This window comes from Streptomyces sp. NPDC006624 (genome assembly GCF_040611555.1).
Classification (GTDB): Bacteria; Actinomycetota; Actinomycetes; order Streptomycetales; family Streptomycetaceae; genus Streptomyces.
Genome location: NZ_JBEXOM010000010.1, coordinates 84,020 through 96,176, shown reverse-complemented (window position 1 = coordinate 96,176; position 12,157 = coordinate 84,020). Strand labels below are relative to the sequence as shown.

At 72.2% G+C, this 12,157-nt stretch carries 11 protein-coding genes; 6 read left to right on the top strand and 5 right to left on the bottom strand.

The window, feature by feature from the left end:
• The 4 genes from ABZY20_RS20060 to ABZY20_RS20045 are packed head-to-tail and all read right to left on the bottom strand — an operon-like array spanning window position 1 to window position 3,426.
• Entirely contained in the window at window positions 1–969 is a 969-nt protein-coding gene (locus ABZY20_RS20060; protein WP_356442864.1) for a complex I subunit 1 family protein, read from the bottom strand.
• Window positions 966–2,417, bottom strand: a complete 1,452-nt coding sequence (locus tag ABZY20_RS20055; RefSeq protein WP_356442863.1) for an NADH-quinone oxidoreductase subunit C — start codon at window positions 2,415–2,417, stop codon at window positions 966–968. The genes ABZY20_RS20060 and ABZY20_RS20055 overlap by 4 nt, the downstream gene beginning before the upstream one ends.
• Entirely contained in the window at window positions 2,414–3,028 is a 615-nt protein-coding gene (locus tag ABZY20_RS20050; RefSeq protein WP_356442862.1) for an NADH-quinone oxidoreductase subunit B family protein, read from the bottom strand. Before ABZY20_RS20050 ends, ABZY20_RS20055 begins: the two co-directional genes overlap by 4 nt.
• Window positions 3,019–3,426, bottom strand: a complete 408-nt coding sequence (locus tag ABZY20_RS20045) for an NADH-quinone oxidoreductase subunit A (RefSeq protein WP_010041427.1) — start codon at window positions 3,424–3,426, stop codon at window positions 3,019–3,021. Before ABZY20_RS20045 ends, ABZY20_RS20050 begins: the two co-directional genes overlap by 10 nt.
• A gap of 253 nt (window positions 3,427–3,679) precedes the next feature.
• Between ABZY20_RS20045 and ABZY20_RS20040 the strand changes: the two genes are divergently transcribed.
• From ABZY20_RS20040 to ABZY20_RS20020, 5 genes are all read left to right on the top strand, one after another.
• Window positions 3,680–4,903: a sensor domain-containing protein gene (locus ABZY20_RS20040; protein ID WP_356442861.1), complete on the top strand. Its 1,224-nt coding sequence runs from the start codon at window positions 3,680–3,682 to the stop codon at window positions 4,901–4,903.
• 295 nt (window positions 4,904–5,198) lie between these two features.
• A complete protein-coding gene (locus tag ABZY20_RS20035) occupies window positions 5,199–6,560 on the top strand; it encodes a sensor domain-containing protein (RefSeq protein ID WP_356442860.1) in 1,362 nt (453 codons plus the stop codon).
• 365 nt (window positions 6,561–6,925) lie between these two features.
• Entirely contained in the window at window positions 6,926–7,585 is a 660-nt protein-coding gene (locus ABZY20_RS20030; protein ID WP_356443006.1) for a response regulator transcription factor, read from the top strand.
• A gap of 166 nt (window positions 7,586–7,751) precedes the next feature.
• The gene (locus ABZY20_RS20025; protein ID WP_356442859.1) at window positions 7,752–9,680 is read left to right on the top strand and encodes a 2-oxoacid:acceptor oxidoreductase subunit alpha; all 1,929 of its coding nucleotides are present in this window, start codon (window positions 7,752–7,754) and stop codon (window positions 9,678–9,680) included.
• Window positions 9,673–10,752 (top strand): 2-oxoacid:ferredoxin oxidoreductase subunit beta, encoded by a 1,080-nt coding sequence (locus ABZY20_RS20020; protein WP_356442858.1) that lies wholly within the window; start codon window positions 9,673–9,675, stop codon window positions 10,750–10,752. The genes ABZY20_RS20025 and ABZY20_RS20020 overlap by 8 nt, the downstream gene beginning before the upstream one ends.
• Window positions 10,753–10,786: 34 nt before the next feature.
• Here ABZY20_RS20020 and ABZY20_RS20015 read toward each other — a convergent pair whose 3' ends face one another.
• A complete protein-coding gene (locus ABZY20_RS20015; RefSeq protein ID WP_356442857.1) occupies window positions 10,787–11,167 on the bottom strand; it encodes a helix-turn-helix domain-containing protein in 381 nt (126 codons plus the stop codon).
• 91 nt (window positions 11,168–11,258) lie between these two features.
• On the opposite strand from ABZY20_RS20015, the gene ABZY20_RS20010 reads away from it, so the two are divergent.
• Window positions 11,259–12,113 (top strand): NAD(P)H-binding protein, encoded by an 855-nt coding sequence (locus tag ABZY20_RS20010; protein ID WP_356442856.1) that lies wholly within the window; start codon window positions 11,259–11,261, stop codon window positions 12,111–12,113.
• The last annotated feature ends 44 nt before the right edge of the window (window positions 12,114–12,157 follow it).

Sequence of the window (12,157 nt, the reverse complement as noted above, 5' to 3'; positions counted from 1 at the left end):
TTACTGGATCACCACCTTGACGACGCCGGTGAGGGCGATCTGGGCGAGGGCGAGGGGCACGAGGAGCGTCCAGGCGAGCTTCTGGAGCTGGTCCTCGCGCAGGCGGGGGTAGGTGACGCGGAGCCAGATCACGATGAAGGCGAGGACGGCGGTCTTCAGCAGGGTCCACACCCAGCCGAGGCCGTCGGCGCCCCAGGGGCCGTGCCAGCCGCCCAGGAACAGGACGGTGGTCAGGCCGCACAGGACGACGATCCCGGCGTACTCGGCGAGGAGGAAGAGAGCGAAGCGCAGACCGGTGTACTCGGTGTACGCGCCGAAGATGATCTCCGAGTCGGCGACGGGCATGTCGAAGGGCGGACGCTGGAGTTCGGCGAGCCCGGCGACGAAGAAGACGATCGCGCCGACGATCTGCCAGGGCAGCCACCACCACTCGAAGGCGTCGAGGATGCCGGGGAGGGAGACGGTGCCGGCCGCCATCGCCACCGAGGCGGCGGTCAGCAGCATCGGCAGTTCGTAGGCGAGGAGCTGGGCGGCGGTGCGCAGGCCGCCGAGGAGGGAGAACTTGTTCGCGGACGCCCAGCCGGCCATCAGCGAGCCCAGGACGCCGACGCCCATGACGGCCAGGACGAAGAAGACGCCCGCGTCGATGACCTGGCCGACGGCTCCCTCGCCCGGGCCGATCGGGATGGCGAGCAGGACGAGGAGGTAGGGCAGGAGGGCGACGGCGGGGGCCAGCTGGAAGATGCGGCGGTCGGCGCCCGCGGGGACGACGTCCTCCTTCTGCGCGAACTTCACGCCGTCGGCGATCAGCTGGGCCCAGCCGTGGAAGCCGCCGGCGTACATGGGGCCGAGGCGGCCCTGCATGTGGGCCATCACCTTGTGTTCGGTCTGGCCGATGACCAGGGGGAAGGTGAGGAAGACGACGAAGACGATCAGGAGTCGCAGGGTGACGTCGAGCGCGTCGTTCACTGCGGGCCTCCTGCCGGGTCCTCGGGGTCTTCGGGGTCTGCCTGGTCTCTGGGTGCTGGCGGGGCGGTGGGGGCTTGCTCCTCGGAGCTGTCTGCCGGCTCCGTGGGCTTCCTGGGCTTCGTGGCCTTCGTGGGTCCCGTGCCCTCCGAAGGCTCCTTGGCCGCTCCGGGCTCCGCGTCCTCCCGGGAATCCGCGGCTTCTGCGGCCTGTGCGGCCTCTGCGGCTTCCGCGCGCTCCGCGCTGTCGTCGAACGCCGGGCGGGCGTGGTGCCAGGGGGCGTCCGAGCTGCGCGGCGTACGCGAGGGCCTGGCCGGCTCGTCGCCGGTTTCAGCGCCGGCCGCGTCGCCGCCGCTGCGGCTCTCACCGGGGCCGGTCGCCGCCCGCTGGCTGGTGCTGCCCTCCGATGCGCTGCGCGCCCGGCGAGGGCCGGCGGAGGTGTCCGACGGCCGGGTCCGCTGCGATGCCGAGCCCTCGCTCGCGCTCCGCGCGCGGCGCGGCCCCGCCGACGGGCTCGCGGTCCCGGCCTCATCCGCCTGGGATCCGGTATCGGCGGCAGGCGGTTGTGCCTCCGTGGCCGAGAGGGCTCCCTCTGCGGCCGAAGCCGAAGCCGAGGTGGAGGTCGGGCTCGGAGTCGAGTTCGTGGTCGTGGTCGGGCCCGTAGCCCTCGGCTCGACCGCTGCCCCCTCCGTCTCCGTCCCCGTCTCCGTGCCCCTCTCCGTCCTCGTTCCAGACGCTGCGGCCGCGGTCTGGCTGGCCGAGCCCTCCGATGCCGACCGGGTCCGCCGCACCGGACGTTCGCCGGAGGGGCGAGCCGCGCGGGCCGGGCGGTCGCCCGCCGCGCGGGCCGCGCCCCGGGCCGGGCGGGCGGGGGCCGGGGGGAGCTGGCCCTTGAGGGGGCCCCACTCGTTGGGGTCGGGGACGCCGGGCGGGAGCATCTGGCGGCGCTTGGGGCCACCGTGCTCCGACTCGCCCGGTTCCTTCGCGCCCGGCCAGGCCTTGGCGACGCGGGCGGCGAGGACGAAGTCCTTGCGCAGCGGGTGGCCTTCGAAGTTGTCGGGGAGGAGCAGGTGGTCCAGCCCCGGGTGGCCTTCGAAGATGATGCCGAACATCTCGTGGGTCTCGCGCTCGTGCCAGGCGGCACCGGCGTAGACGGCGACCGCCGAGGGCAGGGCGGCGGCCTCGTGCGGAACCGTCGTCCGCAGGAGGAGACGCCTCAGCGGGGACAGCGCCGCGACGTGTGCCGCGACGCGGAAGCCCGCGCCGGGTTCGTCGACCGCGCTCAGCCAGTCGAAGTAGGTGCAGCCCAGCCGGTCGCGGGCGGTCTCCAGGGCGGGGATCCAGCTCGCCGGGGGGACGTCGACGGTGAGGACCTCGTAGGACTCCTCGGCCGTGGCGTCCGGGCCGAAGAGTTCACCGGCGTCGGCGGGCAGCCAGCCGACCGCGTTCATCGTCCCTCCCCGGGGGCCGGTTCCGGGGCGGGTGGCCGCACCAGTCCGCTCTGCAGTGCCGCCGTCGAGGGACGGTCGGCGGTGCTGCCGTACCGCTCCCCCAGCGACTCGCGGGCGATCTTCTCCTGGAGCTTGAGGATGCCCTGGAGCAGCGCCTCGGGCCGGGGCGGGCAGCCGGGGACGTAGACGTCGACGGGGATGATCTGGTCGACGCCCTTGGTGACGGAGTACGAGTCCCAGTACGGGCCGCCGCAGTTGCTGCAGGCGCCGAAGGAGATGACGTACTTCGGCTCGGGCATCTGCTCGTAGAGCCGCTTGACCGCCGGGGCCATCTTGTCGGTGACCGTGCCGGACACGACCATGAGGTCGGCCTGGCGCGGGCCCGGCGCGAAGGGGATCACGCCGAGGCGGATGAAGTCGTGGCGGGCCATCGACGCGGCGATGAACTCGATCGCGCAGCAGGCGAGGCCGAAGTTGAAGACCCAGAGCGAGTAGCGGCGGCCCCAGTTGAGGATCACCTTCATCGGCTCGGGTGCGAGGCGCGCGAGGGCGCCCAGCCGCTTCGGCTCGGGAAGCAGCACGGGCTCGGGGCTGGAGGGGGTCACGTCCATGCCAGGACGCCCTTCTTGTATGCGTAGAGCAGGCCCACGGCCAGGAAGCCGAGGAAGATGAACATCTCGACCAGGGTCGTCGCGCCGTAGCCGGGGGCGGCGAAGACGGTCGCCCAGGGGAACAGGAAGATCGAGTCGACGGCGAAGATCACGTAGAGGAAGGCGTAGACGTAGTAGCGGACCTGGGTGTGGGCCCAGCCCTCGCCGACGGGGTCGACGCCGCACTCGTAGGTCAGGAGTTTCTCGGGGGTCGGGACCACGGGCCGCAGCAGGCGGCCGGCCCCGAAGGCGACGGCGACGAACAGCACGCCGACCACGGCGAGCAGTCCGACGACCGAATAGGACTGGAAGTAGTCCGCCGCGACGACGGTCGTGGTGACGACGGTCGGTTCCGGCACGTCCGTCCCTCGCTCCCTGAAACTCGGACTGGGTTCCCGCGACGATCCCGCGGCCCCCGGCCCGGAACGGCCGGGAACGGCCGGGAAGGCGGGTGCCGCTGTTCGACGATCTGTACGCACGGGAGTCTAGGCCCTGATAAAGGCAGGGTAAGCAGCCCGTCACGGGCTGGTGCGCGGGGGTGGGGTTTTCCTCAGTCGATCCTGCCGGCCCACCTCATGGCGCGGCCGCCCGGGGCCGGGCACGCTTACGCACATGACCGAACGCTTCCCGTCCCCCGGCGCGCAGGGGGCTTCGACGGCGGCCGGGCAGGACGGCCACCCGCCGCCGCCCCGTCTCGCCTACGACCGGCACACCTGGAAGGAGATCGCGCACCTCCTGGCGAACCTCCCGGTGGCGCTGCTCGGCTTCACCTATGTCGTGACGGTGCTGTTCACCGGCTTCGGGCTGACGATCACGGTGGTCGGGTTCCCGCTGCTGGCGGTGAGTCTCATGGGAGCGCGGCTGCTGGGCCGGATGGAGCGGGCGAGGGCCAGGGCGCTGCTCGGGGTGCGGGTGGACGAGCCGAGCCGGCTGCCGTTGCGCGGCGCGGGCGGCTTCCTGCCGCGGTTGTGGATGTCGCTGAAGGACCCGGTGGGCTGGCGTGCGGTGCTGTACGAGTCCATCCGGCTGCCGTGGGGTGTGCTCACCTTCACCGTCACGCTGACCTCGTTGTTCGTGCTGTGGCCGGTGCTGCCGTTCATCGCGCGGGGCCTGGCCAACGCCGACCGGGCGATGGTGCGCGGGCTGCTGTCGCCGTCCGACGAGCTGGAGCGGCGCATCGCCGAGCTGGAGTCGGACCGGGGGGTCGTGGTCGACACGGCCGCCGCGGACCTGCGGCGCATCGAGCGGGACCTGCACGACGGGGCGCAGGCGCGGCTGGTCAATCTGGCGATGGGGCTCGGCCTGGCCAAGGAGAAGGTGCTGGAGGACCCGGACGCGGCGGCGGCGATGGTCGAGGAGGCGCACGGCGAGGTGAAGCTGGCGCTGCAGGAGCTGCGGGACCTGGCCCGCGGCATCCACCCGGCGGTGCTGACCGATCGTGGTCTGGACGCGGCGCTGTCGTCGGTCGCCTCGCGCTGCACGGTCCCCGTGAAGGTGACGGTCGACCTGGTGGAGCGCCCGGCGCAGGCCATCGAGGGCATCGCCTACTTCACCGTCTCGGAGCTGCTGCAGAACGTGAGCAAGCACAGCGGGGCGCGGTCGGCCTCGGTGGACGTCTGGCGGACCGGGGACCGGCTGCTGATCCAGGTGGGGGACGACGGCCGCGGGGGCGCGCGGCTGGACGGCGGTACGGGGATGAAGGGCCTGGCCGACCGGCTGGACGCCGTCGACGGCCTGTTCGTCCTGGAGTCGCCCGAGGGCGGCCCGACGAAGGTCACGGCGGAGCTGCCGTGGCGCGACCGCACGGACGACTCCGCCCCGGACACCCCGCGCTAGGCGTACCGGCGAACCGGGGCGGCACGCGCCGCTCCGGGAGCCACTCCGGCAGCCGCACCGGGAGCCGCTCCGGCAGCCGGGCACGGCTTTCGCCCTGCCGGTCCGGCTCTCGCCCTGCCGGTCCGGCAGGGCGAACGCACCCGCCCCGCGCGTGCGTTCGCACCCGCCCCGCGCGCCCCGGGTGGGGAAAACCCCCCGTCCAAGACGCCGACGGACTCCATGGTCCGCCGACCTGCGGCGGAGCAGGGTGGAGGTACGGGGGAACAGCCGCAGGACGAGGAGAAGGACGACGCCGATGGCCACGGAGTACGGACAGGGGTACGGGCTCGACAGCGGGGCCGGGTACCCCGGGAGCACCGAACGGCGGCACCGGATGCCGGCCGCGCTGCGGGCGCCGGTCGAGGGCCGCACCTGGCGCGAGCTCGGCTACGTCCTGCTGAGCCTGCCGATCAGCATCCTGCTGTTCACCTACGCGGTCACCATGGTGTCGCTGGGGGCGGGCCTGCTGGTGACGTTCCTCGGCATACCGGTGCTGGCGGGGGCACTCGCCGGCTGCCGCGGCATCGGGGTGCTGGAGCGGGCGCGGGCCCGGGCGCTGCTCGACCTGGACGTGGCCGAGCCGGAGCCGCTGCGGGTGGGGAAGCAGGGGGCCATGGCGTGGATGGGCGCGGTCCTCAAGAGCGGCAGCTCGTGGCGGGCCCTGCTGTACGCGGTGCTGCACCTGCCCTGGGCGGTGTTCTCCTTCGCCGTCACCGTGACCGTGTGGACGCTGGGCTGGGGGCTGCTGACGTACCCGCTGTGGTTCTGGGTGTTCCCGATGTACGCCGGGCAGGACGGGATCCAGCTGTACGGCGACGAGACGCACCGGGTCTACCTGGACAACGCCTTCGAGATCACGGTGACGGCGCTGGTGGGGCTGCTGTTCACGATCGCCACGCCGTGGATCGTGCGGGCGCTGACGATGGTGGACCGGCTCATGGTGCACGGGCTGCTCGGGCCGTCACGGCTGGCCTCGCGGGTGGTGGAGCTGGAGTCGGACCGGGGTGTCGTGGTCGACACGGCGGCGGCCGACCTGCGGCGCATCGAGCGGGACCTGCACGACGGGGCGCAGGCGCGGCTGGTGGCGCTGGCGATGGATCTGGGTCTGGCGAAGGAGAAGCTCCAGGAGGACCCGGAGGCGGCCGCCCGGATGGTGGACGAGGCGCACGGCGAGGTGAAGACGGCGCTGCAGGAACTGCGTGACCTGGCCCGGGGCATCCACCCGGCGGTGCTGACGGACCGGGGGCTGGACGCGGCGCTGTCGGCGGTGGCGTCGCGCTGCACGGTGCCGGTGCGGGTCGAGGTGGACCTCGTGGAGCGGCCCGCGCCGGCGATCGAGGGCATCGCGTACTTCACGGTGTCGGAGCTGCTGCAGAACATCAGCAAGCACGCGCGGGCGACCTGGGCGGGTGTGGAGGTCTGGCGGACGGAGAACCGGCTGATGCTCCAGGTCGTGGACAACGGCGTGGGCGGGGCCGACACCGCCGAGGGCTCCGGTCTCGCCGGGCTGGCGGAGCGGCTCGACGCGGTGGACGGGATCCTGGTCGTGGACTCGCCGGTGGGCGGGCCGACCCGGGTGACGGCGGAGTTGCCGTGGCGGGACGAGCGCGTGCGGTGACCTGCGGGCGGGACCGGCACGACCGTTCCGTCCCGTGAGGCGGCAAGCGGGCCGGGGGCCAGCGGGCCAGCGGATCAGCGGGCCAGGGGACCGATTCCCTGGCCCGCGATCCTGCTCGCTCTGCCCGACCCTCGCCCCGGGCACGAACCCCTCCCCAGAGCCCGACCGACTCCCCGGATCCGACGCCCACCCCCGGACCACCCCCTCCCCCAGACCTGACGCCCACCCCCGCGTTTTGCGTCGCCGTCCCCATCCGCCCTCCGATACTGAAATGCTGGACCCGTCGCACGGGTGGGCGTGGAGCCGTTGTGGGCCGCGGACGGGCGGCGTCGGGCTGTGGGGGGCCGAACATCGTGGAGGACAGGGTGCGGGTGGTCATCGCCGAGGATTCCGTGCTGCTCAGGGAGGGCCTGACCCGGCTGCTGACCGACCGGGGGCACGACGTCGTCGCCGGCGTCGGGGACGGCGAGGCCCTGATCAAGACCATCACGGAGCTGGACGCGCAGGGCGAGCTGCCGGACGTGGTCGTGGCCGACGTGCGGATGCCGCCGACGCACACCGACGAGGGCGTGCGGGCGGCGGTGCAGCTGCGCAAGGCCCACCCGGGGCTCGGGGTGCTCGTGCTGTCGCAGTACGTGGAGGAGCGCTACGCCACGGAGCTGCTCGCGGGCTCCAGCCGGGGCGTCGGCTACCTGCTGAAGGACCGGGTGGCCGAGGTGCGGGAGTTCGTGGACGCGGTGGTGCGGGTGGCCGGGGGCGGTACGGCCCTGGACCCGGAGGTGGTGGCGCAGCTGCTGGGCCGCAGCCGCAAGCAGGACGTGCTCGCGGGGCTCACCCCGCGGGAGCGCGAGGTGCTGGGGCTGATGGCCGAGGGGCGGACGAACTCGGCGATCGCCCGGCAGCTGGTGGTCAGCGACGGGGCGGTCGAGAAGCACGTCAGCAACATCTTCCTGAAGCTGGGGCTGTCGCCGAGCGACGGGGATCACCGCAGGGTGCTGGCCGTGCTGACGTACCTCAATTCGTGACCGCGGGGGTGTCCCGCTTCCGTTCCCGGCCGGACCGGTACCTCCCAAAGGTGTGTCCAAGATGCGAATGACTCAGGGAAGGCGATCCTTACGGTCGTAGGGTTGATCCAGGGAGGCCTACGGGAAGGCCTGTCCGGGACAGCCGCCTCGAAGGAGGTCCAGTTCAGTGACCAGCCAGGTCAGTAGCCCAGCGGAGCAGGCCGACGGAGCAGTCGCAGGAGAGCAGCGCACAGCGGCGGGCGGGAAGGACGTCCGGCGCCTCGACCGGGTGATCATCAGGTTCGCGGGGGACTCGGGTGACGGCATGCAGCTCACCGGTGACCGTTTCACCTCGGAGACCGCGTCGTTCGGCAACGACCTGTCGACGCTGCCGAACTTCCCTGCCGAGATCCGGGCGCCCGCCGGGACCCTGCCGGGTGTGTCGTCCTTCCAGCTGCACTTCGCCGACCACGACATCCTCACGCCCGGTGACGCGCCGAACGTGCTGGTGGCGATGAACCCGGCCGCGCTGAAGGCGAACATCGGCGACCTCCCGCGCGGTGCGGAGGTGATCGTCAACACGGACGAGTTCACCAAGCGGGCCATGCAGAAGGTCGGCTACGAGACGTCCCCGCTGGAGGACGGGTCGCTGGACGGCTACCACGTGCACCCGGTGCCGCTGACCACGCTGACCGTGGAGGCGCTCAAGGAGTTCGACCTCACCCGGAAGGAGGCCGAGCGCAGCAAGAACATGTTCGCGCTGGGCCTGCTGAGCTGGATGTACCACCGGCCCACGGAGGGCACGGAGAAGTTCCTGAAGTCGAAGTTCGCCAGGAAGCCCGACATCGCGGCGGCCAACATCGCCGCGTTCCGGGCCGGCTGGAACTTCGGCGAGACGACCGAGGACTTCGCGGTCTCCTACGAGGTCGCCCCGGCGGCCACGGCGTTCCCACCGGGCGTCTACCGCAACATCTCCGGCAACCTGGCCCTGTCGTACGGGCTGGTCGCGGCGAGCCGGCAGGCGGATCTGCCGCTGTATCTGGGGTCCTACCCGATCACTCCGGCGTCGGACATCCTGCACGAGCTGAGCAAGCACAAGAACTTCGGTGTGCGGACCTTCCAGGCGGAGGACGAGATCGCCGGGATCGGGGCGGCGCTGGGCGCCGCGTTCGGCGGTTCGCTGGCCGTGACCACGACGAGCGGCCCGGGTGTGGCGCTGAAGTCCGAGACGATCGGCCTGGCGGTGTCTCTTGAGCTGCCGCTGCTGGTCGTGGACATCCAGCGCGGCGGCCCGTCCACCGGTCTGCCGACCAAGACCGAGCAGGCGGACCTGCTGCAGGCGATGTACGGCCGCAACGGCGAGGCGCCGGTGCCGGTGGTCGCGCCCCGCACTCCGGCGGACTGCTTCGACGCGGCGCTGGAGGCGGCGCGGATCGCGCTGACGTACCGCACGCCGGTGTTCCTGCTCTCCGACGGCTACCTCGCCAACGGCTCCGAGCCCTGGCGGATCCCGGAGCTGGACGAGCTGCCCGATCTGCGGGTGCAGTTCGCGCAGGGCCCGAACCACACGCTCGACGACGGTTCCGAGGTGTTCTGGCCGTACAAGCGGGACCCGCAGACGCTGGCCCGTCCGTGGGCGGTCCCGGGCACGCCGGGTCTGGAGCACCGGATCGGCGGCATCGAGAAGGAGGACGGCACGGGCAACATCTCCTACGCCCCGGCCAACCACGACTTCATGGTGCGCACCCGGCAGGCGAAGGTCGACGGCATCGAGGTGCCGGACGTCGAGGTGGACGACCCGGACAGTGCCCGGACGCTGGTCCTCGGCTGGGGTTCGACGTACGGGCCGATCACGGCGGCGGTGCGGCGGCTGCGCCGGGACGGGGAGTCCATCGCGCAGGCGCATCTGCGCCACCTCAATCCCTTCCCGCGGAATCTGGGCGCGGTGCTGGAGCGTTACGACAAGGTGGTGATCCCCGAGATGAACCTCGGGCAGCTCGCCACCCTGATCCGGGCGAAGTACCTGGTCGACGCCCACTCCTACAACCAGGTCAACGGCATGCCGTTCAAGGCGGAGCAGCTCGCCGCGGCGCTGAAGGAGGCCATCGATGGCTGAGACGTCCACGACCGGCACCCGCACCGTCGAGGCGCTGTCCCTGGTCCCCAAGGCCGAGGGCAGGCAGTCGATGAAGGACTTCAAGTCCGACCAGGAAGTGCGCTGGTGCCCCGGATGCGGCGACTACGCCATCCTCGCGGCGGTGCAGGGCTTCATGCCCGAGCTGGGGCTGGCGAAGGAGAACATCGTCTTCGTCTCGGGCATCGGCTGCTCCTCCCGCTTCCCGTACTACATGAACACCTACGGGATGCACTCCATCCACGGCCGCGCCCCCGCCATCGCCACCGGCCTGGCGTCCTCGCGCCGGGATCTGTCGGTGTGGGTCGTCACCGGTGACGGCGACGCGCTGTCCATCGGCGGCAACCACCTGATCCACGCGCTGCGCCGCAACGTGAACCTCAAGATCCTGCTGTTCAACAACCGGATCTACGGCCTGACCAAGGGCCAGTACTCCCCCACCTCCGAGGTCGGGAAGATCACCAAGTCGACGCCGATGGGCTCGCTGGACGCGCCGTTCAACCCGGTGTCGCTGGCGATCGGCGCCGAGGCGTCGTTCGTGGCGCGGACGGTGGACTCCGACCGCAAGCACCTGACGGAGGTGCTGCGCCAGGCCTCCGCCCACCAGGGCACGGCGCTGATCGAGATCTACCAGAACTGCAACATCTTCAACGACGGCGCCTTCGACGCCCTGAAGGACAAGCAGCAGGCCGAGGAGGCCGTGATCCGGCTGGAGCACGGCAAGCCGATCCGCTTCGGCGCCGACCAGGCCAAGGGCGTCGTACGGGACCCGCAGACCGGCGATCTGAAGGTGGTCGCGGTGACGCCGGAGAACGAGGGCCAGGTGCTCGTCCACGACGCGCACTCCCCGTCGCCGACCACGGCGTTCGCGCTGTCCCGGCTCGCCGACCCGGACACCCTGCACCACACCCCGATCGGGGTGCTGCGCTCGGTGGAGCGGCCGGTCTACGACACGCAGATGGCCGACCAGCTGGACCAGGCGATCGAGCAGCACGGCAAGGGCGACCTGGCGGCGCTGCTGGCGGGCGGCGACACCTGGACGGTCGTCGGCTGAGCCGCGCGGGGAACGACACCGGGGCCCGGGACCGCTAGGAGGCGGCCCGGGCCTCGTCGTACGCCCGGCGCGCCCGCTCCACGTCGTCCAGGCGCCGGCGCGTCCACCGGGCGAGGGAGCGGACCTGGACGGCGGCCTCGCGGCCCAGGTCGGTGAGGGAGTAGTCGACGCGCGGCGGGATGACGGGCTTGGCGTCGCGGTGGACCAGTCCGTCGCGCTCCAAGATCTGGAGCGTCTGGGCGAGCATCTTCTCGCTGACGCCGCGGCCCTCGTACCCGTCGATCGCCCGGCGCAGCTCGCTGAAGCGGTGGGGGCGGTCGAGGAGCTCCATCAGGACGAGCACGCCCCAGCGGCTGGTGACGTGCTCCAGGACGAGCCGGTACGGGCATCGCGCCTCACTGGCACTTACTGTCATGCCAGTACCTTACTTCAAAGTGGGTACTTTCCAAGAGTTAGCGCCCCTCCTAGGGTTAGTGCCATCGAACCCCACAAGGAGAGTCGTCATCATGAGCATCGTCGTCACCGGAGCCACCGGACACCTCGGCCGTCACGTCGTGGAGCAGCTGCTGGACAAGGTTCCCGCCGAGCAGATCACCGCGGTGGTGCGCAGCGCGGAGAAGGCCGCCGACCTCGCTGACCGCGGGGTGCGGATCGCCGTGGCCGACTACAACACCCCCGCCTCCTTCGACGGCCTGCTCTCCGCCGGGGACAAGGTGCTGCTGATCTCGGGCACCGAGTTCGACAAGGGGCGGGTGCGGCAGCACAAGGTCGTGATCGACGCGGCCCGCGCCGCGGGTGCCGCCCTGCTCGCCTACACCAGCGCCCCCGGCACCCTGACCGCCGCGCTGGCGGACGACCACCGCGGCACCGAGGCGCTCCTGCGGGACTCCGGCGTGCCCCACGTCCTGCTGCGCAACGGCTGGTACCACGAGAACTACACCGAGAACCTCGCCCCGGTGCTGGAGCACGGCGCGGTCGTCGCCGCGGCCGGCGAGGGCAGGGTCTCCTCCGCCTCCCGCGCCGACTACGCCGCTGCCGCCGTCGCCGTGCTGACCGGCGAGGGGCACGAGAACAGGGTGTACGAGCTGGGCGGCGACACCGCCTGGAGCTTCGCCGAGTACGCCGCCGAGCTGAGCCGGCAGACCGGCGGGCAGATCACCTACCAGGCCGTCTCCCTCGAGGCGCTGACCGGCATCCTGACCGGCGCGGGCCTGCCCGAGCCGTTCGCGCGGATGCTCGCGGGCGTCGACGCCTCCATCGAGAAGGGCGAGCTGGTCGTCCCCACCGGCGACCTGTCCCGCCTGATCGGCCGCCCGACCACGCCGCTCGCCGAGGCCGTCGCCGCCGCGCTCGAGGACTGACGCCCCCGGCCGGAGCAGGCAAAAGCCCTTTCGACGCCGAGCGC

What these genes read in the sequence shown, in the direction of transcription:
- ABZY20_RS20055 (WP_356442863.1), bottom strand. Translation starts at nt 2,417, where the DNA reads ATGAACGCGGTCGGCTGGCTGCCCGCCGACGCCGGTGAACTCTTCGGC.
- ABZY20_RS20050 (WP_356442862.1), bottom strand. Translation starts at nt 3,028, where the DNA reads ATGGACGTGACCCCCTCCAGCCCCGAGCCCGTGCTGCTTCCCGAGCCG.
- ABZY20_RS20040 (WP_356442861.1), top strand. Translation starts at nt 3,680, where the DNA reads ATGACCGAACGCTTCCCGTCCCCCGGCGCGCAGGGGGCTTCGACGGCG.
- ABZY20_RS20035 (WP_356442860.1), top strand. Translation starts at nt 5,199, where the DNA reads ATGGCCACGGAGTACGGACAGGGGTACGGGCTCGACAGCGGGGCCGGG.
- ABZY20_RS20020 (WP_356442858.1), top strand. Translation starts at nt 9,673, where the DNA reads ATGGCTGAGACGTCCACGACCGGCACCCGCACCGTCGAGGCGCTGTCC.
- ABZY20_RS20015 (WP_356442857.1), bottom strand. Translation starts at nt 11,167, where the DNA reads ATGACAGTAAGTGCCAGTGAGGCGCGATGCCCGTACCGGCTCGTCCTG.
- ABZY20_RS20010 (WP_356442856.1), top strand. Translation starts at nt 11,259, where the DNA reads ATGAGCATCGTCGTCACCGGAGCCACCGGACACCTCGGCCGTCACGTC.